Origin of the sequence: Ramlibacter tataouinensis, assembly GCF_001580455.1 — a bacterium.
GTDB classification, from domain to species: Bacteria; Pseudomonadota; Gammaproteobacteria; order Burkholderiales; family Burkholderiaceae_C; genus Ramlibacter; species Ramlibacter tataouinensis_B.
The window spans coordinates 4,351,349-4,373,361 of sequence record NZ_CP010951.1; the positions used below are offsets into that span (position 1 = coordinate 4,351,349).

20 protein-coding genes are annotated in these 22,013 nt (G+C 66.5%); 10 read left to right on the forward strand and 10 right to left on the reverse strand.

Translation table 11 applies throughout. The features are described 5' to 3' along the window. Positions 1-12: 12 nt before the first annotated feature. The 8 genes from UC35_RS20210 to UC35_RS20245 form a co-directional block, all read right to left on the reverse strand. Positions 13-2,187, reverse strand: coding sequence for a TonB-dependent receptor (locus UC35_RS20210; protein WP_061502894.1), 2,175 nt, complete (start codon positions 2,185-2,187; stop codon positions 13-15). A 142-nt stretch (positions 2,188-2,329) separates the two neighbouring features. Then, positions 2,330-3,385 carry an alpha-hydroxy-acid oxidizing protein gene (locus UC35_RS20215; RefSeq protein ID WP_227820391.1) on the reverse strand — a complete coding sequence of 352 codons (1,056 nt, stop codon included), beginning with the start codon at positions 3,383-3,385 and terminating at the stop codon, positions 2,330-2,332. After that, positions 3,382-4,059 (reverse strand): Fe2+-dependent dioxygenase, encoded by a 678-nt coding sequence (locus UC35_RS20220; protein ID WP_061502898.1) that lies wholly within the window; start codon positions 4,057-4,059, stop codon positions 3,382-3,384. The genes UC35_RS20215 and UC35_RS20220 overlap by 4 nt, the downstream gene beginning before the upstream one ends. 20 nt (positions 4,060-4,079) lie before the next feature. Beyond that, positions 4,080-6,329, reverse strand: coding sequence for a TonB-dependent siderophore receptor (locus UC35_RS20225; protein ID WP_321572374.1), 2,250 nt, complete (start codon positions 6,327-6,329; stop codon positions 4,080-4,082). A gap of 215 nt (positions 6,330-6,544) precedes the next feature. Beyond that, the gene (gene bfr / locus UC35_RS20230) at positions 6,545-7,027 is read right to left on the reverse strand and encodes a bacterioferritin (protein WP_061502902.1); all 483 of its coding nucleotides are present in this window, start codon (positions 7,025-7,027) and stop codon (positions 6,545-6,547) included. 68 nt (positions 7,028-7,095) lie between these two features. Next, complete coding sequence (ahpF, locus tag UC35_RS20235) at positions 7,096-8,640, reverse strand: alkyl hydroperoxide reductase subunit F (RefSeq protein ID WP_061502904.1); 1,545 nt, start codon at positions 8,638-8,640, stop codon at positions 7,096-7,098. A 189-nt stretch (positions 8,641-8,829) separates the two neighbouring features. Continuing rightward, positions 8,830-9,402 (reverse strand): alkyl hydroperoxide reductase subunit C, encoded by a 573-nt coding sequence (ahpC, locus tag UC35_RS20240; RefSeq protein WP_061502906.1) that lies wholly within the window; start codon positions 9,400-9,402, stop codon positions 8,830-8,832. 144 nt (positions 9,403-9,546) lie between these two features. After that, complete coding sequence (locus UC35_RS20245; RefSeq protein WP_061502909.1) at positions 9,547-10,368, reverse strand: pyruvate, water dikinase regulatory protein; 822 nt, start codon at positions 10,366-10,368, stop codon at positions 9,547-9,549. A gap of 193 nt (positions 10,369-10,561) precedes the next feature. Here UC35_RS20245 and ppsA point away from each other — a divergent pair, with 193 nt between their 5' ends. The 10 genes from ppsA (at position 10,562) to dnaB (ending at position 21,054) form a co-directional block, all read left to right on the forward strand. Next, the gene (ppsA, locus tag UC35_RS20250) at positions 10,562-12,979 is read left to right on the forward strand and encodes a phosphoenolpyruvate synthase (protein ID WP_061502910.1); all 2,418 of its coding nucleotides are present in this window, start codon (positions 10,562-10,564) and stop codon (positions 12,977-12,979) included. 74 nt (positions 12,980-13,053) lie between these two features. Continuing rightward, positions 13,054-13,326 carry a DUF4212 domain-containing protein gene (locus tag UC35_RS20255; protein ID WP_061502912.1) on the forward strand — a complete coding sequence of 91 codons (273 nt, stop codon included), beginning with the start codon at positions 13,054-13,056 and terminating at the stop codon, positions 13,324-13,326. After that, complete coding sequence (locus UC35_RS20260; protein WP_061502914.1) at positions 13,319-15,418, forward strand: VC_2705 family sodium/solute symporter; 2,100 nt, start codon at positions 13,319-13,321, stop codon at positions 15,416-15,418. The genes UC35_RS20255 and UC35_RS20260 overlap by 8 nt, the downstream gene beginning before the upstream one ends. A gap of 137 nt (positions 15,419-15,555) precedes the next feature. Beyond that, positions 15,556-17,259, forward strand: a complete 1,704-nt coding sequence (locus tag UC35_RS20265; RefSeq protein WP_061502916.1) for an MFS transporter — start codon at positions 15,556-15,558, stop codon at positions 17,257-17,259. A 175-nt stretch (positions 17,260-17,434) separates the two neighbouring features. Next, on the forward strand, positions 17,435-17,896 hold the full coding sequence (locus UC35_RS20270) for a hypothetical protein (protein WP_061502918.1): 462 nt from the start codon (positions 17,435-17,437) through the stop codon (positions 17,894-17,896). Between the two features lie 126 nt (positions 17,897-18,022). Continuing rightward, positions 18,023-18,391 carry a 30S ribosomal protein S6 gene (rpsF, locus tag UC35_RS20275; protein ID WP_061502921.1) on the forward strand — a complete coding sequence of 123 codons (369 nt, stop codon included), beginning with the start codon at positions 18,023-18,025 and terminating at the stop codon, positions 18,389-18,391. 22 nt (positions 18,392-18,413) lie between these two features. Continuing rightward, positions 18,414-18,710: a primosomal replication protein N gene (gene priB, locus UC35_RS20280; RefSeq protein WP_061502923.1), complete on the forward strand. Its 297-nt coding sequence runs from the start codon at positions 18,414-18,416 to the stop codon at positions 18,708-18,710. A 10-nt stretch (positions 18,711-18,720) separates the two neighbouring features. After that, complete coding sequence (rpsR, locus tag UC35_RS20285) at positions 18,721-19,002, forward strand: 30S ribosomal protein S18 (protein WP_061502925.1); 282 nt, start codon at positions 18,721-18,723, stop codon at positions 19,000-19,002. Positions 19,003-19,016: 14 nt separating this feature from the next. After that, positions 19,017-19,469 carry a 50S ribosomal protein L9 gene (gene rplI, locus UC35_RS20290; protein WP_061502927.1) on the forward strand — a complete coding sequence of 151 codons (453 nt, stop codon included), beginning with the start codon at positions 19,017-19,019 and terminating at the stop codon, positions 19,467-19,469. A 172-nt stretch (positions 19,470-19,641) separates the two neighbouring features. Then, positions 19,642-21,054 carry a replicative DNA helicase gene (dnaB, locus tag UC35_RS20295; RefSeq protein WP_061502930.1) on the forward strand — a complete coding sequence of 471 codons (1,413 nt, stop codon included), beginning with the start codon at positions 19,642-19,644 and terminating at the stop codon, positions 21,052-21,054. 4 nt (positions 21,055-21,058) lie between these two features. Here the strand turns inward: dnaB and UC35_RS20300 are convergent, their stop codons facing one another. Next, positions 21,059-21,481 carry a universal stress protein gene (locus UC35_RS20300; protein WP_061502931.1) on the reverse strand — a complete coding sequence of 141 codons (423 nt, stop codon included), beginning with the start codon at positions 21,479-21,481 and terminating at the stop codon, positions 21,059-21,061. 53 nt (positions 21,482-21,534) lie between these two features. Then, positions 21,535-21,978 (reverse strand): universal stress protein, encoded by a 444-nt coding sequence (locus UC35_RS20305; RefSeq protein ID WP_061502933.1) that lies wholly within the window; start codon positions 21,976-21,978, stop codon positions 21,535-21,537. Positions 21,979-22,013: the final 35 nt, after the last annotated feature.

Here is a 22,013-nt window from a genome sequence, read left to right on the forward strand (position 1 = left end):
TCGAAACGCACTTCAGAAGTCGACGCTGGCGCTCAGGTTGAAGGTACGCGGCGCGCCCACCACCAGGTAGCCGGCGCCGGGGAAGCCGCCGGTGGAGGTCCAGTAGTTGCGGTCGGCGACGTTGTCGACGCGCGCCCGCAGCGTGAGCAGCTTGCCCTGCACCTCGGTCAGGTAGCGCACGCCGGCGTCCAGGCGGCTGTAGCCGGCGACCTTCAGCGTGTTGGCGGCATCGGCATAGCGCGAACCGCCGCCGACCACGCGCGCGTCCAGGGCCAGGCCCTTCAGGCCGGGGACGTCCCATTCGACGCCGAGCGAGCCTTGCGCCTGCGGCACGCCGATCACGCGCTTGCCGTTGGTGGCGGGATCGCCGGTCTCGAGTTGCTCGGCGTCCAGCCAGGTGATGCCGCCCAGCACGCGCAGGCCGCGGGTGGCTTCGCCGAAGGCACTCAGTTCCACGCCCTGGTGGCGGTCCTTGCCGCCGGCCGTGAACACGCCGCCGGCGTCGATCAGCGAACGGGGTCGGGTGGTGGAGAAGAGCGCGATCGCGCCGCCCAGGCGCCCGCCGTCGTACTTCAGTCCGACCTCCTTCTGCTTGGAGACGAAGGGCGCCAGGCTCTGTCCGCGGTTCGATGCCTGCAGCGGCGCGGTGTCGCCCTGGGTCAGGCCCTCGATGTAATTGGCATAGGCCGACAGCTGCTTGCTGGCCTTCCACACCACGCCGGCCACGGGACTGGTGCGGCTCTGGTCGTAGTCGGGGGGCAGCAGTGCGCCGGTGTTGTAGTCGAAGTTGGAGATGTGCAGGTTCTGGTGGCGCGCGCCCACCGTCAGCAGCACGCTGTCGCCGGCCAGCGACAGGGTGTCGCCGATGGCGTAGCTGGTGAGCTTGGTGCGCCCCGTCACGCCGGGCGCGGCCAGCACGCCACCGGTGAAGGCCGAACTGGTGAAGGCCGGCAGCGGCGAGAACACCGGGTGGTAGAGGTTGGTCGCCTGGGTGTTGAAGAAGTCCCAGGCATAGGCCGCCTTCTTCTCCAGGTCGAAGGTGGCGGCCGCCAGCACCCATTCATGGCCCACCGAGCCGGTGCGCAGCTTGCCGCGCACGCCGATCTCGCCGGTATCCACGGCATCCTCGCGCGTGTTGTCGAAGCGCGAGGTGCGGCCGGCGCCGGTGGCTGCGTCGGTCAGGTCGAAGTTGGCGAGCGAGTTGGCTTCTTCGCTGCGGCGCATGCCCCAGGCGCCCCAAGCCGTGACGTCTGGCGTGATGTCCCATTCGCCGCGCAGCGTGCCGAACACGTCCTTCTCGTTGGAGTAGGTCCAGGGCTGGGCGAAGTTCGTTTGGGCGCCGGGCGCCTCGGGAATGAAGGCGACGCCGACCGGCGTGACGTTGGTACGGGTGCGCTTCAGGCGGTTGTCCTGGAAGCCGATGTCGCCGGACAGTCGGACGTTCCGGCTGCGCCAGTCCAGGCCCACCGAGGCCACGCTGGTGCTGGCATTCTCGTCGTCGACGCCGGTGCCGCCGTTGCGGTAGCCGGCGTTGACCCGCACGCCGGTGGACGCATCGGGCCCGAAGCGGCGGGCGACGTCGGCCGACGCGCTGCCCCAGCCGCCGGTGCCGGCGCCCACCGTGACGCGGCTCAGCGCTTCGTTCGGCGCGCGCTTGGGCAGCAGGTTGATGCCGCCGCCCAGCCCGCCGCCGCCCGGCGTCGCACCGGTCAGGAAGGCCGAGGCGCCGTGGAGCACCTCGACGCGCTCGAACAGTTCGGTCGCGATGTACTGGCGCGGCAGCAGGCTGTAGAGGCCGTTGTAGGCCACGTCATCCGAGTTCAGGATGAAGCCGCGGATGAAGTACGACTCCTGGAAGTTGCCGAAGCCGCGCGCCACGTTGACGAAGGGGTCGTTCTGCAGCACTTCGCCGACGCTGCGCGCCTGCCGGTCCTGGATCAGCTCGTTGGTGAAGCTGGTGATGGAGAACGGCGTCTCCATGTTGTCCTTGGTGCCCAGGATGCCGGCGCGGCCGCCGCGTGCCACCTGGCCGCCGGGGTAGGGCGCGGACAAGCCCTGTGCCGAAGCGTCGGCGCTCGCATTGACCGTGACGGTGGGCAGGGTGACGGTGCCTTGGGCCTGAGCCCAGGCCGCGGGAAGGTGCAGGGACAGGGCGGCTGCGAACGCAACCGGAGTGAGCTTGGTCATTTCTTGTCGGCGGGGTGACGCAAGCCGTGCAGCGCGGGAAAGGGACGCGGCATGGCCGATGCTTCAGTTTCTGGCTGGCATCGCCATGGGGCGCGCTGGCTATCAGTACGCTACTGTACCAGACAGATGCGAATAATTCGCATTACTGTGACGAAGCTTGCAGTAGGTCAAGGTCCGCGTCGGCGGGGCGGCGCAGCCCGCACTGCGCCATGCTCAGTTCCAGTTCGTCCGAGAGCAGGCGCAGCACGTGCGCCACGCCCATGGCGCCGGCTACCGCTAGCCCATGAATCACCGGACGGCCGACGAGCACGGCGCGCGCGCCCAGGGCCAGCGCCTTCAGGATGTCCGTGCCGCTGACGATGCCGCCGTCGACCAGCAAGGGCAGGGCGTCGCCCACGGCCTCGGCGATGCGGGGCAAGGCCAATGCCGTGGCGGGCGCGGAGTCGAGGGTGCGGCCGCCATGGTTGGAGACGATCACCCCGTCGACCCGCAGCCGCGCCGCTTCGCGCGCATCCTGCGGATGCAGGATGCCTTTGAGCAGCACCGGCAGGCGGGTGTGCGCCCGCAGCCAGGCGATGTCGTCCCAGGTGGGCGCCTGTTGCAGCACCTCGCGCAGCGACGCGGACGACGGGACGGCGCCGGTGCCTGCGGGTACGACCCCGGCGCGCGAGGCGCGCACGCTGGCATCCACCGTCAGCACCAGCGCCTCGAAGCCGGCAGCCTCGACGCGCCGCACCTGTTCCAGCGTGGCGGCGCGGCCTTCCTGGAAGTAGAGCTGGTGCCACAGGGGCCCGCGCCCGGCGTCGCCGCGCACGGCCTGGATCACTTTCTCCATCGGCACGCTGGACTGCGCGCTGAGCACCAGTCCCACGCCCTGCGCCGCGGCCGCCAGCGCGGTCGCCAGTTCGCCATCGGGATGGGCCAGCTGCTGCAGCGCCATCGGCGCGACCAGCAGGGGCGACGGCCAGGCGCGTCCGAACAGCACGGTTGTCAGGTCGAGGTCGGCGACGGGACGCAGCACCCGGGGCCAGAGCGCGATGGCGTCCCAGGCTGCCACGTTGGCTCGTGCCGTGATGCCCTTGCCGGCGAAGGCCGAGAAGTAGGCCCAGGCCTGCGGATCCATGCGCTCACGGGCCAGGGCCTCGTAGTCCGCCAGACCGACCCCGTCCGGGATGCGCTGCAGGGCCGGCGTGCTCAAGTCTCGGCCCACATCCGCAAGAGGTTGTGATAAGTGCCGGTGAGCGCGATGGTGCTCGGACTTTCACCGTGCTCGGTGCGCAGCGCGATCAGCGCATCGTCCAATTCGAGCAGCAGGCGGCGCTGCTCCGGATCGCGCACCATGCTTTCGATCCAGAAGAACGAGGCCACCCGGGCGCCGCGCGTCACCGGCGTCACCTCGTGCACGCTGGTGCCGGGGTACAGCACCGCCTGGCCGGCCGGCAGCTTGACCCGCTGCGGGGTGCCGCTGCCGTGGATCACCAGTTCTCCGCCGTCATAGCTGTCCGGGTCGGCGAAGAACACGGTGCAGGACAGGTCGGTGCGCACCCGTGCGCCGTTCTCGGCGAAACGGATGGCATTGTCGACATGGCTGCCGTAGAAGTTGGTCCCGCCGCTGTAGCGGTTGAACTGCGGCGGGAACACCTTGCGCGGCAGGGCCGCAGCCAGGAAGCGCGGCGAGCGCTCCAGCGCCCGCGTCAGCAAGGCCTGCAGCGCGCGCGCCGCCTCGCTGCCCTTGGCCAGCTGCTGGTTGTTCTTCGCCTGCACGGCCTGGGTGCCGGCGGTCGCCCGCCCGTCCACCCATTCCGCGCCCTCGAGGAGCCGGCGGGCTTCGCGCAGCTCCTCATCGGACAGGAGTTGAAAGGTCAGCAGCATGTGTCGATGTCCCCAGGGTCTCAGAAGCGCGCGGTCGCCGTCACCTGCAGCAGGCGGCCCAGGCCCGGAACGTAGTGGCCGCGGTAGAGCGACTCGCCATAGTACTTGTCGCCCACGTTGGTCAGATTGGCCTTGACGCTGAACTGGTCGTTGATCAGGTATTCGGCCATCAGGTCGACGGTGGCGAAGCCGGGGGCCTCCCAGATCGGTGCCGTGACGTCGGCGGGTGCCTGCGGGCTGCGGAAGTTCACGCCGGCACCAGCGCGCCACTTCGGCGTGAACTGGTAGGTCGTCCAGAAAGTGCCACTGTGCTTGGGCGTCAGTCCGGGGCGGTCGCCGACGCGGTTGCCACCGGTAATGACGGTGGAAGCGGCCTCGTCGACCCTCGCGATGGGCATCCACATGTAGGAGCCGTACACCTCCCATTGCGGCGTCAGGCGTCCGACCAGGTCGATCTCGAGGCCTGCGGTGTGGCGCTTGCCGGTCAGGAGCAGCCGTGTGGCCGCCGAGTCGGGGTCGGTGTTGCGCTCGTGCATCTTCTCCGAATAGAAGATGGCCAGCCGGGTGGAGTAGCGGCGGTCGGCCGAGTCCAGCTTGGCGCCCAGTTCGAAGTTCTGACTCTCTTCCGGCGGCGTGTTGGCGCTTTGCGCGTTGTACGAGTAGGTGTCGCCCGAGGTGTTGTACGAGTTCCCCCAGGAGAAGTGGTAGGAACGGAAGGCGTCGGGCTGGTACAGCACGCCGAAGCGGCCGCTCCAGTTGGCGATCTTCTGCCGGTAGTGCGTCGTCGTGATGGGCGCCGGCGCGTTGGCGGGAAGGCCGAACTGGTTGTACTGGCCGTCCATGTAGTCGTAGCGCAGGCCGCCAAGCAGCTTCCATGCGCTCGTGACTTGCATCAGGTCTTGCACGTAGACGCCGGCCGCCTTGGAGACGAAGTCGTTGCTATCGCGCAGCACCCGCAGGCTCTCGTCGATCGCCGCGCCGTCGTCGGGCCTGCCGATGGTGGTGGGCGGCCCGGCCAGCGTGATCCCGCCCTGGGCGGCGTTGCGGGCCGCGAACACGGCCTTTTCCTCGCGCGAGAAGTCGACCCCGGCCTGCACGTCGTGCCTGTACCCCAGCGCGTCGAACTTCGTGGAGTAGTCGCTTTGCAGTTGCAAGGTGTCCAGGTTCTGGATCTTCTGGTTCGGGTTGCGCGTGAGCACGGTGGCCGGGCTGAGCGTCGTCATGTCCACGGGACGCCCGTTCGGCTGCTGGGCAGCGGGGGCGAAGCGGATCACGCTGGCACGCTGGTCGCGTTCGAACGATCCCGCGCGCAACTGGGTGCGCAGCTCTGCACCGCCTGTGAACCGGTGCACGTGGCGCAGGCTGCCAATCCTGGCCTCGCCCTTGTTGTAGTCAGAGTCCAGGCCGTAGTAGTTGGTCGGCTTCTGGCCCGGAATCAGGGTCTGGGTGCTGTTGTCCTGGCTGGCCAGGGGCTTGATCCACGGCAAGCCGTAGTTGATCCCGTTGTCGTTGTTCAAATAGAAGCCGCTGGCGATGAATTCGTCCCGCGTGCCGGTCCCCCAGCGGTACGCGCCAGCAATGCCGTTCTTCTCGATACTGCTGCCGGCGCCGTTGTTGTCGGCCGTGGTGGCCATGGCATTGATGCGCAGCGCCGCATCCTGGCCGGTCACGATGTTGAAGTCGCCGGTGAGGCGGCCGTAGGCGTGGCTTCCCACCGTGGCGCTCACCTCGTGCTGCGTCATCAGGAAGGGCAGCTTGCTCACCTGGTTGACGGCGCCGCCGGTGGAGCCGCGGCCGAACAGCATGGAGGCTGAACCGCGCAGCACCTCGATGCGATCCATGTTGAAGGTGTCGCGGTCATAGAAGGCCGGATCGCGCATGCCGTCCAGGAAGATGTCACCGGTGGTGGCGAGCGAGAAGCCGCGCAGGCGGATGTCTTCCTCGCCGCCCTCGGCCGCCTGGAAGGAGATGCCGGCGGTGTTGCGCAGGGCCTCCTTCAGCGTGTCGATGTTGCGGTCGTCCATCAGCTTTTCCGTGATCACGGTGATGGACTGGGGGATGTCGCGCAGTTCGTGCGTGCCCTTGCCGATGTTGGTGGTGGTGGTGCGGAGGGAATCCTTGCCCTGGGGTTCGGCGTTATCGCGCACGGTGACGACCGGCAGGGCGCGGCCGGCTTCGGGAGTGGTCTGTGACCAGGCGCTGGCCGACGCGGCCAGCATGAGTGCGCCGAGCGGGAGCAGGGCGAGTTCGGGTGATGTGCGATCGTGCACCAGTGTGGCCTCCAAGCGGGCCCGCCGTAGCGGGCGGTTCTTCGTATGAGGCTGGCTGGGCGCACGTGACGTCGTGCGAATGATGGCTGGCCGGTTAGCCAGCGAGTCTATGTCAAATGAGAATGATTTGCATCAAGAATTGAACGCGACGTGGCATTCGAGCCACGGGCTGCGCGTTCCAGGAAGCGGCGAAGGAGCCCGAAGGACCGCGGACGCTAGTCTTCGCCGCCTTCGCCCATCTGGGACTGCAGGTAGTTCTGCAAGCCCACCTTGCCCAACAGATCCAGCTGCGTCTCGAGGTAGTCGATGTGCTCCTCGGTGTCCTCGAGGATGTGCTGCAGGATCTCGCGCGACACATAGTCGCGCACCGTCTCGCAATGCGCGACGCCGTCCTTGAGGGTGGCCTGCGCGCCGCGCTCGCTGCGCAGGTCGCATTCGAGCACCTCGGGGACGTTCTCGCCGATCAGGAGCTTGCCCAGGTCCTGCAGGTTGGGCAGGCCCTCGAGCACCAGGATGCGCTCCATCAGGCGATCGGCGTGCTTCATCTCGCCGATCGATTCCTCGTATTCGCGCTTGGCCAGCTTGTCCAGGCCCCAGTGCTTGAGGATGCGGTAGTGCAGGAAGTACTGGCTGGTGGCCGTGAGCTCGTTCTTGAGCTGCGCCTGCAGGTGCTTGATGACGATCGGATCGCCTTGCATTTTGGCTCCCGGGAAGGTGGCTCGCATTTTGACGCAAGCCGCCCGTCCGCGGGAGATCAAGTTTCGGCTCAGCTTCGCATCAGGTGCTCGAAGGCCCCGAGTGCGGCCTTGGCGCCGTCGCCGGCGGCGATGATGATCTGCTTGAAGGGGACCGTCGTCGCATCCCCCGCCGCAAACACGCCCGGCACCGAAGTCTGTCCCTTGGCATCCACGATGATCTCGCCGTGCCGTGACAGCTCCAACGTACCCTTCAACCATTCGGTGTTGGGTACCAGGCCGATCTGGACGAACACGCCTTCCAGCTCGACTCGCTTCTCCTCGCCGCTCGCGCGGTCGCTGTAGGTCAGGGCGGAGACCTTCTGGTCGCCGGTGATGGCGGTGGTCTGGGCGTTCACGAGCACCGTGACATTGGGCAGGCTGCGCAGCTTGCGCTGCAGCACTTCGTCGGCGCGCAGCCGGGTGTCGAACTCGATCAGCGTGACATGGGCCACGATGCCCGCCAGGTCGATCGCCGCCTCGACGCCGGAGTTGCCGCCGCCGATCACGGCGACGCGCTTGCCCTTGAACAGCGGACCGTCGCAGTGCGGGCAATAGGCCACGCCCTTGTTCTTGAATTCTTTCTCGCCGGGCACGTTGATGTTGCGCCAGCGCGCGCCGGTGGAGATCACGACCGACTTCGACTTCACGATGGCGCCGCTTGCCAGCTCCACCTCGAACAGGCCCGCGACCGGCTTGAGTGCCTTGGCGCGCTGCAGGTTCATGATGTCCACGTCGTAGTTGCGCACGTGCTCCTCGAGCGCCAGCGCGAACTTCGGGCCTTCGGTTTCCTTCACCGAGATGAAGTTCTCGATGCCCAGGGTGTCGAGCACCTGGCCGCCGAAGCGCTCGGAGGCCACGCCTGTGCGGATGCCCTTGCGCGCCGCGTACACCGCGGCCGCTGCGCCGGCCGGGCCGCCGCCGACGATCAGCACGTCGAACGGGTCCTTTTCGGCGATCTTCTTCGCCTCGCGCTCGGCGCCCGAGGTGTCGATGCGGGCGAGAATTTCCTCCAGCGTCATGCGGCCGTTGCCGAACATGGTGCCGTTCAGGAACACCGTGGGCACGCCCATGATCTCGCGCGCCTTGATCTCGTCCTGGAAGGTGCCGCCCTCGATCATGGTCGCCTTGATGCGCGAGTTCTGGATCGCCATCAGGTTGAGTGCCTGCACCACGTCCGGGCAGTTGTGGCAGGTGAGAGAAACGTAGACCTCGAACTCGAAGTCGCCCTCGAGCGCCCGGATCTGCTCCAGCACGGCCGCGTCCACCTTGGGCGGGTAGCCGCCCGCTTGCAGCAGCGCGAGCACCAGCGAGGTGAATTCATGGCCCATGGGCAGCCCGGCGAAGCGCACGCGCGGCGTCTCGCCGGCTGCGCCGACCGAGAACGAGGGCGTGCGGTGCGCGACGCCCTGGGTCTCGCTGATCTTCATCAGCGGTGAGGCGGCGGCGATGTCTTGCAGCAGCGCCCGCATCTCTGCCGAAGCCGGCGTGTCATCCAGCGACGCAACCAGTTCCACCGGCTGCGAAATGCGCTGCAGATAAGCGCTGAGCTGGGCTTGGGTGTTGGTATCGAGCATGCGAACTCCTCCCGATGTCGATCGGATTAGCTGTGGTGGAGGGGAAAAAAAGGCCCGGTGCGTGCGCGCCGGGCCTTTGTGGCGTCAGCCAAAAAGGGCTCAGCAACAGCGCCAGGCCTTTGTGGCGTCGGCCAACAAAGGCTCGGCAACAGCGCCGGGCCTTGTCGGCGCGAGGCCGTGGGTCAGGACTTAGATCTTGCCGACCAGGTCCAGCGAGGGCTTGAGCGTCTTCTCGCCTTCGCTCCACTTGGCGGGGCACACCTCGCCCGGGTGGGCGGCGACGTACTGCGCGGCCTTCACGCGGCGCAGGGTTTCCTTGGCGTCGCGGCCGATGCCGTTGTCGTGCACTTCGATGGTCTTGATGCGGCCCTGCGGATCGATCACGAAAGTGCCGCGCAGCGCCAGGCCGGCATCCTCACCCTCGGTGATCAGCACCTGGAAGAAACGGGCCAGCTGCTGGCTCGGATCGCCCACCAGCGGGTACTGGACCTTCTTGATGGTGTCGGACGTGTCGTGCCAGGCCTTGTGCGTGAAGTGCGTGTCGGTGGAAACGCCGTAGATTTCCACGCCCAGGCGCCTGAACTCATCGTAGTTGTCGGCGAGGTCGCCCAGCTCGGTCGGGCAGACGAAGGTGAAGTCTGCCGGGTAGAACACCACGACGGACCACTTGCCGCGGAAGTTCTCTTCCGTGACCGGCACGAACTTGCCGTTGTGGTACGCGGTGGCCTGGAAGGCCGGGACTTGGGTGTTGATCAAAGACATTGGTTTCCTCTCTTGAGTGTGGTTGATTGATTGCCTATGGCTATGAATTGTGACGACTCCCCCACCATCGCTCCAATTCATTGAGCCAATGGCTGACTTAGGGTCTGCCTATCGGCGCCGGTGGTGCCCGGCAGGGTGGGGTGATCAGTACTCCAGCCGCTCCGGCCGGATTTCCTGAAGGATGGTGGTGGCGATCTCTTCGATCGACTTGGTGGTGGTGCTGAGCCACCGGATGCCGGCGCGCCGCATCATGGCCTCGGCCTCGGCCACCTCCATGCGGCAGTTCTGGATCGAGGCATAGCGCGAATTGGGGCGGCGCTCGTTGCGGATCTCGGACAGGCGGTCCGGCTGGATGGTCAGGCCGAAGATCTTCTTGCGGTGCGGCACGAGCGCGCCGGGCAACTGCTGGCGCTCGAAGTCGTCCGGGATCAGCGGGTAGTTCGCTGCCTTCAGGCCGTATTGCATGGCCAGGTAGAGCGAAGTCGGGGTCTTGCCGCTGCGGCTGACGCCCACCAGGATCACGTCGGCCTGCGCCAGGTCGGTGTTGGACTGGCCGTCGTCATGCGCCAAGCTGAAATTGATGGCTTCGATCCGGTCGTGATAGGCCTTGCTCTTGCTCACGTCCGAGAAGCGCCCGATGCGGTGGTTCGACTTGAGTCCCAGCTCGATCTCCAGCGGACGTACGAAGGTGCCGAACATGTCCAGCAGCATCCCCCGGCAGCCGCCTTCGATGACGCCCAGGATCTCGGTATTGACCAGGGTCGTGAAGACCAGCGGCTTGATGCCCTCGAGCTCGGCCGTATGGTTGACCTGCCGCACCACTTGGTGGGCCTTGTCGACGGTGTCCACGAAGGGCAGCCGCACGTGGCGGGGCTTGAACTCGAACTGCGCCAGGATGGCGTTGCCGAAGGTCTCCGCGGTGATGCCAGTGCCGTCGGAGATGAAGAAGACCGTGCGCGTATGCATAGCGTTTTTCGTGAGGAGCGGGCGGCGCCGTGAAAAGCGGGCTGCCGCCTACAATGGCAGGGATTATCCGATCCCCCACGCGCATGACCGCTTCCGGCCGATTCGAACAAATACAAAGCCGCGCCAGCCGTCATGCCGCCGTCCCGCTGCGCCGTCCGCGCGCACGACCGATTTCAACTTCCGGAGCTTTCCCATGTCATCCCTCTCGCAAGAGACCGCCTTGGCGCACGACCTGGCCAACCTGTTGGTTGTGCCGTTCGAGAACCTGAGAATGACCGATGTCGAGGCGGTCGGCGGCAAGAACGCCAGCCTCGGCGAAATGATCTCCCAACTGCCGCAGGGCGTGCGCGTGCCGACGGGCTTCGCCACCACCGCGCATGCGTTCCGCCAGTTCCTGGCGCACGGCAACCTCGCGCAGCGCATCAATGCCCGGCTGGCCGCGCTCGATGTCGACGATGTGCGCGCGCTGACGGCGGCCGGCGCCGAGATCCGGGGCTGGGTCGAGGCCCAGCCATTCCCGGCCGACCTGGAGCGTGGGATCCGTGACGCCTTCGCCAAACTGTCCGCAACCAGCCCGCAGGCGAGCTTTGCCGTCCGTTCCTCGGCCACGGCCGAGGACCTGCCGGATGCCTCCTTCGCCGGCCAGCAGGAAACTTTCCTGAACGTGGTGGGCATCGAGCCGGTGCTGCACAAGATCAAGGAGGTGTTCGCCTCCCTCTACAACGACCGCGCCATCAGCTACCGCGTGCACAAGGGCTTCGCGCATGCCGACGTGGCGCTGTCGGCCGGCATCCAGCGCATGGTGCGCAGCGACCTTGGCGCCGCTGGCGTGATGTTCACCATCGATACCGAGTCGGGCTTCGAGGACGTGGTCTTCATCACCTCCAGCTACGGCCTGGGCGAAACGGTGGTGCAGGGCGCCGTCAACCCGGACGAGTTCTACGTGCACAAGCCGATGCTGGCCGCCGGCAAGAAGGCCGTGATCCGCCGCAACCTCGGTTCCAAGCTGATCCAGATGGTGTTCGCCTCGGAGGCCGTCCGCGCGGCTTCGGGCAAGCTGGTGAAGACCACGGAAGTGCCGCTCGAGCAGCGCAACCGCTATTCGCTCAGCGATGCCGAGGTCGAGCAACTCGCGCGCTACGCCATCCTGATTGAGCAGCACTATGGCCGTCCCATGGACATCGAATGGGGCAAGGACGGACGCGACGGGCAGATCTACATCCTGCAGGCGCGGCCGGAGACGGTGAAGAGCCAGCAACGCGGCAAGGCCGAGACCCGCTACAAGCTCAAGGGCAGGGGCGCCGTGCTGGCGGAAGGCCGGGCGATCGGCCAGAAGATCGGAACCGGGCCGGTGCGCCTGGTGCACAACATCTCCGAGATGGACCGGGTGCAGGCCGGCGACGTGCTCGTGACCGACATGACCGACCCGAACTGGGAGCCGGTGATGAAACGGGCCAGCGCCATCGTGACCAACCGTGGCGGGCGCACCTGCCATGCCGCCATCATCGCGCGCGAGCTTGGCATCCCGGCCGTGGTGGGTTGCGGCGACGCGACCGCACACCTGAAGGACGGCACGCTGGTTACCGTGAGCTGCGCCGAAGGCGACACCGGCTTCATCTATGACGGCCTGCTGGAAACCGAGGTCACCGAGGTCAGCCGCGGTGCCATGCCGCCGATTTCGACCAAGATCACGATGAACGTGGGCAATCCCCAGCTCGCGTTCGACTTCGCGCAGCTGCCCAACGAAGGCGTCGGGCTGGCACGGCTGGAATTCATCATCAACAACAACATCGGCGTCCACCCGAAGGCGATCCTCGACTACCCCAGCGTGGATGCCGACCTGAAGAAGGCGGTGGAATCGGTGGCCCGCGGCCATGCCTCGCCGCGCGCGTTCTACGTCGACAAGGTGGCCGAGGGGGTGGCGACGATCGCGGCCGCGTTCTGGCCCAAGCCGGTCATCGTCCGCCTGTCGGACTTCAAGTCCAACGAGTACCGCAAGCTGATCGGCGGCTCGCGCTACGAGCCCGAGGAAGAAAACCCGATGCTCGGCTTCCGCGGGGCGGCCCGCTACATCAGCGGCGACTTCAAGGAGGCCTTTGCCATGGAATGCGAAGCCCTGCGGCGGGTGCGCATGGAAATGGGCCTGGTGAACGTGCAGGTGATGGTGCCGTTCGTGCGCACGCTGGGGCAGGCCGACCGCGTCACGCAGCTGCTGGCACAGCACGGCCTGCGCCGCGGTGAAGAGGGCCTGAAGGTCATCATGATGTGCGAGGTGCCGAGCAACGCGGTTCTGGCCGAGGAGTTCCTGAACTACTTCGACGGCTTCTCGATCGGCTCCAACGACCTCACGCAGCTCACGCTGGGCCTGGACCGCGATTCCGGCCTGGAACTGCTGGCCGCCGACTTCGACGAGCGCGACCCGGCGGTCAAGGCCTTGCTGTCGCGAGCCATCAAGGCCTGCCGGGCGCAGGGCAAATACGTGGGCATCTGCGGCCAGGGGCCCAGCGACCACCCGGATTTCGCCGAGTGGCTGGTGCAGGAAGGCATCGAGTCGATCTCGCTGAACCCGGACAGCGTCATCGACACCTGGCAGCGGCTGGCCAAGCGTTAAGGATCCCCGGCTGCCCCGTCCGGTGCGGGGAATCACGGTAGACCTGCGCCTATGGGCGGTGCGATGATGCGCCCATGGGTGACGCCGAGGCACAGGAGAAACACGACCCGCGGGTGCTCGCGCTCAAGGCGGCGCTGCTCACGGTCTGGGCGCTGATCACCTTCGTGTTCTGCTTTTTTGCCCGCGATCTGCAGTTCATGATGGGCCCGTGGCCGTTCGGCTACTGGATGGCGGCGCAAGGTGCGGTGCTGCTGTTCATCCTGATCGTTGCCTTCTATGCCGCGGTCATGAAGCGGCTGGCGCCGGACGACGGGCTGCCCACGCCACCGGGGCGCACCGATGTCTGACTCGGCAGCCTACGCCGCCTACAAGCGACGGCTGCACCGCACCCTCGCCATCTACATCGCCGGCCTGCTCGCCTTCCTGCTGCTCATGGCCTGGGCCGAGCGCAGCGGCCTGTCGCGCTTCTGGCTCGGCCCGATCTTCATGTTCTCCTCGGTCATGATGTACGCGGCCATCGGCATCTACGGTCGCACCTCAGACCCGGAGGAGTACTACGTGGCCGGCCGGCGCATCCCGCCCATGTACAACGGCATGGCCACCGCCGCCGACTGGATGAGCGCCGCCTCCTTCATCAGCATGGCCGGCGGCCTGTACCTCCAGGGCTTCGGCGGCACCGAGGCGCAGGCGGGCGGCCTGGCCTACGTCATGGGCTGGACCGGCGGCTTCTGCCTGGTGGCCCTGCTGGTCGCGCCGCACCTGCGGCGCCTGAACCTGTACACCGTGCCTGACTATTTCAGCGTGCGCTACGGCGGCCGCTGGCCGCGCGTGATCGCGGCGCTGGCGGCGATGCTCTGCTCCTTCATCTACGTGATCGCGCAGATCTACGGCATCGGCCTGATCGCCTCCCGGCTCACCGGCGTGCAATTCGAGATCGGCATCCTGCTCGGGCTGGGCGGCGTGCTGCTTTGCTCCTTCCTCGGCGGCATGCGCGCCATCACCTGGACCCAGGTGGCGCAATACATCGTGCTGCTGCTGGCCTTTTTGATCCCGGTGTCCTGGCTGGCCTACAAGCAGCTCGGCAACCCGGCTGCGCCCATCGTCTACGGCTTGCAGCTCGAGAAGATCGCCGGGATGGAGGACAAGCTGGCGAACGATCCGGCGGAGCGCGAAGTGGCCGCGATCTTCCTCAAGCGCGCCAAGGAGTACGAGGCGCGGCTGGCCGACATCGAGGGGGCCTTGCGGCGCGAGCGGACGCAGGCCCAGGAGCGGGTGCGCAAGCTGAAGGCGCAGGGCGCCGATTCGGCCGTGATCGTGCAGGCCAACCGCGAGCTGGCCGCGCTGCCTAAGGATGTTGCGACGGCGCGGGAGCGCTGGACCCGCGCCATGCAGGAAAGCTACGAGCGCGCCAAGCCGCTGGGCGGGCTCCCGCAGCACAGCCGACCGTTCGCGGGCGACCCCAACGGCTCGGCGCAGGAACAGGAGGCCTTCGAGCTGTCCCGGCGCAATTTCCTGGCGCTGATGTTCGTCCTCATGGTCGGGACCGCGGGCCTGCCGCACCTGCTCACGCGCTACTACACGACACCCACCGTCGCCGAGGCCCGCTCGTCGGTCGCCTGGTCGCTGTTCTTCATCGCGCTGGTTTACCTGGCCGCTCCGGCGCTGGCCGTTCTGGTGAAGTTCGAGGTGATGAGCAACCTGGTGGGAAGCAGCTTCGATTCGCTGCCGCCCTGGATCGCCCAATGGGCCAAGGTGGACGGCTCACTGATCTCGGTGGCGGACGTCAACGGCGACCGCACGCTGCAGTGGGGCGAGATCCGGCTGGGGGCGGACATGATCATGCTGGCGACGCCCGAACTGGGCGGATTGCCCTATGTCATCTCCGGCCTGGTGGCAGCCGGCGGGCTGGCGGCGGCGCTTTCCACCGCCGACGGGCTGTTGCTGACGATCAGCAATGCCATGGTGCGGGACATCTATTGCCACGAGATCAACCGCCATGTCGCGCCCGAGCAGCGCGTGATCCTGTCCAAGTTCGCCTTGCTCTCGGTCGCCCTGATCGCCGCGGTGGTGGCCACGTTCAAGCCGGCCGAGATCCTGCCGCTGGTCTCGGCCTCCTTCTCGCTTGCGGCCTCGGCTTTCGTGCCGGCGATGGTGCTGGGCATCTTCTGGCCCCGCGCGAACCGCCGCGGCGCGGTGTCCGGCATGCTGGCGGGCCTGGGCGTCACGCTGTACTACCTGACGATCAACGCGCCGCCGTTCCGCGCGTTCTTCGGCATGGCGCCCGGCTACGAGCTCTGGTTCGGCATCCAGCCGGTCGCCGCTGGCGCGTTCGGCGTGCCGGTGGGCCTGGTGGTCGCGGTGGTCGTGAGCCTGGTCACCAAGCCGATCATCCAGACACCGGCGGTCGCGGTCGAACGGTCCCGCGCCTCGCTGCCTTGATGAGCTGAGCTAGGGATACCCCTATCAGGGCTTGCCCGCAGGCAGCCGCCAGTGGGGGGAGCGCGCCCTCGCCGAGTCAGCTTCGCGTCAGATGGGCTGCGAACACTGGTTCTACCGATTACAACCAAGGAGACCTCATGGCGACAGCATCGACGAGCGCCGCGGCACGGGCGAATGCCTCCGCGGCACCGATGACCCGCGAAGAGAAGAAGGTGATCTTTGCCTCCTCGCTGGGCACAGTGTTCGAGTGGTACGACTTCTATCTATACGGCTCGCTGGCCGCGGTCATCGCGTCGCAGTTCTTCTCGGGCCTGGATCCCACGTCGGCCTACATCTTCGCGCTGCTGGCCTTCGCCGCCGGCTTCCTGGTGCGGCCTTTCGGCGCGATCGTGTTCGGCCGCCTGGGCGACATGATCGGCCGCAAGTACACCTTCCTGGTCACCATCCTGATCATGGGTGCATCGACCTTCATCGTCGGCCTGCTGCCCAGCTACAAGTCCATCGGCATCGCCGCGCCGGTCATCCTGATCGCGCTGCGCATGCTGCAAGGGCTGGCGCTCGGCGGTGAGTACGGCGGCGCCGCCACCTACGTGGCGGAGCACGCGCCGCACGGCAAGCGCGGTTCGTACACCTCCTGGATCCAGACCACGGCGACGCTGGGCCTGTTCCTGTCGCTGCTGGTGATTCTGGGCGTGCGCGAGAGCATGGGCGTCAAGGAGTTCACCGATTGGGGCTGGCGCATCCCGTTCCTGCTTTCCATCATCCTGCTGGGCATCTCGGTCTGGATCCGCTTGAGCCTGAATGAGTCGCCGGCGTTCCAGAAGATGAAGGCCGAAGGCAAGACCTCCAAGGCGCCGCTGTCCGAGTCCTTCGGCGAGTGGAAGAACCTGAAGATCGTGATCCTGGCGCTGCTCGGCCTGACGGCCGGCCAGGCGGTGGTGTGGTACACGGGCCAGTTCTACGCGCTGTTCTTCCTGACCACGATCGCCAAGGTGGACGTCACCACGGCCAACCTGCTGATCGCCGCCTCGCTGCTGATCGGCACGCCGTTCTTCATCGTGTTCGGCGCGCTGTCGGACAAGATCGGCCGCAAGCCCATCATCATGGCGGGCTGCCTGATCGCCGCAGTCACCTACTTCACGGTGTTCCCGATGCTGCTCAAGGCGGCGAACCCCGGGATCGTGGCCGCCCAACAGGCGACCAAGGTCACTGTGACGGCCGACCCGAAGACCTGCTCCTTCCAGGGCAGCCCGATCGCGCGTGATATCGACTTCACCTCGTCCTGCGACATCGCCAAGCGCGCGCTGACCCAGACCTACATCCCGTACGAGAACAAGGCCGGCCCGGCCGGTTCGCCCGCCACGGTCAGCATCGGCGACAAGGTGTTCACCGCACCGACCGCCACGCTGAACGCCGAGCGTCACGGCTTCTCCGCCGACTCCGCCAAGGGCATCGCCGACTTCAAGAAGCAGATGGGCGACGCCGCCAAGGCCGCAGGACTGACCCAGGCGGCCGACAAGGACAAGATGAACAAGGGCATGGTCCTGCTCATCCTGGTGTTCCTGGTGATCCTGGTGACCATGGTGTATGGCCCGATCGCCGCCATGCTGGTCGAGCTCTTCCCGACGCGCATCCGCTACACCTCCATGAGCCTGCCGTACCACATCGGCAACGGCTGGTTCGGCGGCCTGCTGCCGACCACGGCCTTCGCCATGGTCGCGGCCACCGGCGACATCTACTTCGGCCTGTGGTATCCGGTCGCGGTTGCGGCGATGACATTCGTCATCGGCATGCTGTTCGTCCGCGAAACCAAGGACGTGGATATCTACGCCCGCGACTGACGGACCAGGTCCAGCTCATCCAGAAAGGCCCGCTTTTGCGGGCCTTTTTCATTTTTGGGAAGGGATAAAACCCCAACGCTCACGTGCTTCCATTTCCGATCGGTTCAGTTAGAGTGGCTCTGCAGTAGTAGCAGTACCAATAGCAGTAGGAGGGGCAGCTGAAAGCGAGGACACCATGGTCATAGTCAAGACTGACCTGGGACACCAGGTCATGAAGGACCGCTCGGTTGCGCTGACGCCCAAGCAGCGGTCTGCATTCATCTTGTTCGACGGAAAGCGGACGCTGAACGAAGTCCTGAAGGCGACGGCGCCCATGGGCGTGACGCGCGAGGAAGTCGACAAGATGTTCGAGCTGGGCCTGATCGCCGATGGGGCGCCCCCAGCGCTCGCCGAGCACACGCCAGCCGCAGCGCCGCCGGCCGAAGAACCCAGCGGCCGCACGCCCCAGGAGCGCTACGCTGACGCCTATCCCATCGCAACGAAGCTCACCGCCAGCCTCGGTCTGCGGGGCTTCCGCCTGAACCTGGCGGTGGAAGCAGCGACCAACTACGAAGAATTGCTGCAGGTCGCGCCCAAGATCCGCGACGCAGTCGGCCCCCAGGACTTCCGGCCGCTGGAAAAGGCGCTGAAGGGCTGAGCGCTGGCCCGGCCGCCCGGGCACGCTATAATCTCCGGCTTTGCCTTGCCACACCGCTTGAGCTGACGCGGCGGGTGGCTGTTTTTGCCGCAGGTTCGTCCTGCGGTCCATCCTCAAGGAGAGTCCATGCGTCACTATGAAATCATTCTTCTGATCCATCCGGACCAGAGCGAACAGGTTCCGGCCATGCTGGAGCGCTACAAGGGCATGATTGCTGCCGGCGGCGGCAAGGTGCACCGCGTGGAAGACTGGGGCCGCCGCCAGCTGGCCTACCAGATCAACAAGCTCGCCAAGGCCCACTACCTGTGCGTGAACATCGAGGCCGACCAGAACGTGATGGGCGAACTCGAGCATGCGTTCCGTTTCAATGACGCCGTGCTGCGCCACCTCACCGTGCAGCGCAAGAAGGCCGACACCGGCCCGTCGTCGATGATGAAGACCGTCGAACGCGAAGAGGCCCGCAAGGCCCAGCAGGCGGAGTACCAGCAGTCGTAAGCGGCACGGCGCCGCCCGGCAGTTGAACCAGCTCGCATTGAGCGCCCGCATCGCCGAAACCTCGGCCCTGCGATACACGCCCGCCGGCCTTCCCGCCGTTGACCTGAAGCTCGAACACGAGTCACAGGCCAGCGAAGCAGGGCAGAGCAGGCAGGTGAATCTGGCGATCAAGGCGGTGGCCTTCGGCACGATGGCCGAGGCCCTGGCAGCCCAGGCACTGGGCACCCAGTGGCGGTTCAACGGCTTCCTGGCGACACCTCGCAACGGCAAGTACCCGGTACTTCACATCCAGTCATTCGTTCAAGACACAACTTCCTGAGAGGTCCCTCATGGCCACGTTCAAGAAATTCAACAAGGACAAGCGTCCGAAGCGCAACACGCAGTCGCTGCTGTTCAAGCGCAAGCGCTTCTGCCGCTTCACGGTCGCCGGCGTCGAAGAAATCGACTACAAGGACATCGACACGCTGCGTGATTTCATCGCCGAGAACGGCAAGATCATCCCGGCGCGCCTGACCGGCACCCGCGCGATCTACCAGCGTCAGCTCAACACCGCCATCAAGCGCGCGCGCTTCCTGGCCCTGGTCCCGTACACGGACCAGCACCGCATCTGAAGGAGGCGAGGAACATGCAAGTCATTCTGCTCGACAAGGTCGTCAACCTGGGCAACCTGGGTGAGATCGTCAAGGTCAAGGACGGCTACGCCCGCAACTTCCTGATCCCGCAGGGTCGTGCCCGCCGTGCGACCGAAGCCAACAAGGCCGAATTCGAAGCCCGCCGCGCCGAGCTCGAGAAGGCTGCGCAGGCCAAGCTCGCCGAGGCGCAGGCCCAAGGCGAGAAGCTGGCCGGCTCGACCGTCAAGCTGACCCAGAAGGCCGGCGTGGACGGCCGCCTGTTCGGCTCGGTCACCAATTTCGACGTCGCCGAAGAGCTGGGCAAGATCGGCTACAAGGTCGCGAAGGCCCAGGTGCGCATGCCCAACGGCCCTATCAAGACCGTGGGCGACAGCACCGTGAACGTGGCGCTGCACACGGACGTGGTGGTGGAAATCAACGTCACCGTGTACGGCGAAACGGCCTGACAGGTCCGGTTCGGTCACGCACCCAAAGAGCCGCCGCGAGGCGGCTCTTTGCTTTTGTGACGCGCAGTTATCCCGCCTTGGCCACTGCATATCCACATCTTTCCCCCAGCGTTGTTGCTGGACATTTCCACAGCCCCCCGGCTATTCTCAGCAGGAACGAGAAAGTCCCCGCATGTCCGCAGTTCTGACCGACGCCCTCGATGACTTCCCGCGTGACCGCCAGGTCGCCCAGTTGCGCATCCCGCCGCATTCGATCGAGGCCGAGTCCAGCGTCCTGGGCGGCTTGCTGCTGGACAACGGCGCCTGGGACCGGGTCGGGGACCTGCTCACCGACAACGACTTCTACCGCTACGAGCACCGGCTGATCTACGGGAGCATCGGCGGGCTGATCAACGCCACCAAGCCGGCGGACGTGATCACGGTCTTCGAGCAGCTGCAGTCGCAGGGCAAGGCCGACGAAATCGGCGGGCTGGCCTACCTGAACTCGCTGGCGCAGTACGTGCCCAGCGCGAGCAACATCCGCCGCTACGCCGAGATCGTCCGCGAGCGCTCCATCCTCCGCAAGCTGGTGAGCGCCAGCGACGAGATCGCCACCGCCGCCTTCAACACGCAGGGCAAGGCGGTCGACAAGATCCTCGACGAAGCCGAGCAGAAGATCTTCAACATCGGCGAGGAAGGCTCGCGCATGAAGCAGGGCTTCCAGGGAATGGATTCCCTGGTGGTGCAGCTGCTCGACCGCGTGCAGGAGATGGCGGACAACCCGAACGACATCACGGGTGTGCCCTCCGGCTTCCACGACCTCGATCGCATGACCTCCGGCATGCAGGCGGGCGACCTGATCATCCTGGCGGCACGGCCGTCGATGGGCAAGACCTCGCTGGCCATCAACATCGCCGAGCATGTGGCCCTGCACGAGCAACTGCCGGTGGCGGTGTTCTCGATGGAAATGGGCGCCAGCCAGCTGGCGGTGCGTATCGTCGGCTCGATCGGCCGCATCGACCAGACCCACCTGCGAACCGGGCGCCTCACCGACGAGGAATGGCCGCGGCTGACCGAGGCGATCGAGAAGCTGCGCAACATCTCGCTGCACATCGACGAGACCCCGGGCCTCACCACGAGCGAGCTGCGGGCCAATGCCAGGCGCCTGGCGCGCCAGTGCGGCGGCAAGCTGGGCCTGATCGTGGTCGACTACCTGCAGCTGATGAGCGTGTCCACCGGCATGAGCGACGAGAACCGCGCCACCGCGGTCGGCGAAATCTCGCGCGGCCTCAAGATGCTGGCCAAGGAGCTGGGCTGCCCGGTGATCGCGTTGTCGCAGCTGTCGCGCGGGGTGGAGTCGCGCACCGACAAGCGGCCGATGATGAGCGACCTGCGCGAATCCGGCGCCATCGAGCAGGACGCCGACGTGATCATGTTCATCTACCGCGACGACTACTACAACAAGGACTCCAAGGAGCCCGGCGTCTCGGAAGTGATCATCAGCAAGCAGCGGAACGGGCCCACGGGCACGGTGAAGCTGGCTTTTATCAAGCAGCTCACCAAGTTCGAGAGCCTGGCGTCCGGCGGCGGCGGCGCCGACTTCTAGGGAATTACTTCACCAGCAGCACCGGCACGTCGCAGCCGGTGACCACGCGCTGCGCCACGCTGCCCATCAGCGCGCGGCCGAGCAGGCCGTGGCCGTGGGTGCCCATGACGATCATCTGCGCCTTCTCCCGCTTGGCCACGGCCAGGATCTCATCGGCGGGCGAGCCGATGCACCAGGTCGTGCGATAGCTGATGTCGTGCCGGTCGAGGAAGCGTTCGACGGGCGAGAGCACCTTGCTGGCCTCGTCCTGGTGGTAGTCGCGCACCACTGCGGCGCCGAGCGTGGCTTTCACCCGCGGCGGCACGGGGCCTTGCACATGCAGCACCACCAGCTGGTCCTTCGGACCGCACAGTGTTTCATGGGTGGCAAGGAATGCCAGCGCCTTCTTCGTCGTCTTGCTGCCATCGACCGCCAGGAGGATCTTCATCGCTTCTTCTCCGTTTCTTCTCTTCTGGGTTGTTGAACTTGCCTGTTGAGTTTTCAGCGTAGCACGAGCACGGGAATCTGGCTGTGCGTGAGCACCTGCTGGGTTTCGCTGCCGAGCAGTACGCGCTTGAGGCCCTTGCGGCCGTGCGAGGCCATCACGATGAGGTCGCACTTGTTCTTTCTCGCCGCGGACAGGATCGATTCGGCCACCAGGTCGGAGCGCGCGACCACGGCCTTGCATTTCAGCCCTTCCGCATTCGCTGCGTCGCAGGCGCCATCCACCACTTCCTGCGCCTTTTCGGCCCAGCCCGCCTCGGTTCTCGCGATCTGGTCCGCCGAGATGGTGATGGCGCCCTCGAAGTAGCTGATCGGGTACCGCGGGACAACGGTCAACGCGACCAGTTCGGCGCCGGCGGCCTTGGCCAGGCCGATGCCATGGCGGATGGCCTTTTTCGACAGCGCCGACCCATCGGTCGCAATGAGGATTCGCTGGTACATGGAGCGGCTCCTTTCACACACTCAAGCCCAGCTTA

Excerpts from the sequence above, each read along its gene's own strand:
- UC35_RS20255 (WP_061502912.1), top strand. The coding sequence starts at position 13,054 with ATGGGTGACGCCGAGGCACAGGAGAAACACGACCCGCGGGTGCTCGCG.
- ahpF (WP_061502904.1), bottom strand. The coding sequence starts at position 8,640 with ATGCTCGATACCAACACCCAAGCCCAGCTCAGCGCTTATCTGCAGCGC.
- ppsA (WP_061502910.1), top strand. The coding sequence starts at position 10,562 with ATGTCATCCCTCTCGCAAGAGACCGCCTTGGCGCACGACCTGGCCAAC.
- UC35_RS20305 (WP_061502933.1), bottom strand. The coding sequence starts at position 21,978 with ATGTACCAGCGAATCCTCATTGCGACCGATGGGTCGGCGCTGTCGAAA.
- dnaB (WP_061502930.1), top strand. The coding sequence starts at position 19,642 with ATGTCCGCAGTTCTGACCGACGCCCTCGATGACTTCCCGCGTGACCGC.
- UC35_RS20220 (WP_061502898.1), bottom strand. The coding sequence starts at position 4,059 with ATGCTGCTGACCTTTCAACTCCTGTCCGATGAGGAGCTGCGCGAAGCC.
- UC35_RS20300 (WP_061502931.1), bottom strand. The coding sequence starts at position 21,481 with ATGAAGATCCTCCTGGCGGTCGATGGCAGCAAGACGACGAAGAAGGCG.
- UC35_RS20245 (WP_061502909.1), bottom strand. The coding sequence starts at position 10,368 with ATGCATACGCGCACGGTCTTCTTCATCTCCGACGGCACTGGCATCACC.
- UC35_RS20210 (WP_061502894.1), bottom strand. The coding sequence starts at position 2,187 with ATGACCAAGCTCACTCCGGTTGCGTTCGCAGCCGCCCTGTCCCTGCAC.
- UC35_RS20265 (WP_061502916.1), top strand. The coding sequence starts at position 15,556 with ATGGCGACAGCATCGACGAGCGCCGCGGCACGGGCGAATGCCTCCGCG.
- UC35_RS20270 (WP_061502918.1), top strand. The coding sequence starts at position 17,435 with ATGGTCATAGTCAAGACTGACCTGGGACACCAGGTCATGAAGGACCGC.
- rpsF (WP_061502921.1), top strand. The coding sequence starts at position 18,023 with ATGCGTCACTATGAAATCATTCTTCTGATCCATCCGGACCAGAGCGAA.
- ahpC (WP_061502906.1), bottom strand. The coding sequence starts at position 9,402 with ATGTCTTTGATCAACACCCAAGTCCCGGCCTTCCAGGCCACCGCGTAC.
- bfr (WP_061502902.1), bottom strand. The coding sequence starts at position 7,027 with ATGCAAGGCGATCCGATCGTCATCAAGCACCTGCAGGCGCAGCTCAAG.
- rpsR (WP_061502925.1), top strand. The coding sequence starts at position 18,721 with ATGGCCACGTTCAAGAAATTCAACAAGGACAAGCGTCCGAAGCGCAAC.
- UC35_RS20260 (WP_061502914.1), top strand. The coding sequence starts at position 13,319 with ATGTCTGACTCGGCAGCCTACGCCGCCTACAAGCGACGGCTGCACCGC.
- rplI (WP_061502927.1), top strand. The coding sequence starts at position 19,017 with ATGCAAGTCATTCTGCTCGACAAGGTCGTCAACCTGGGCAACCTGGGT.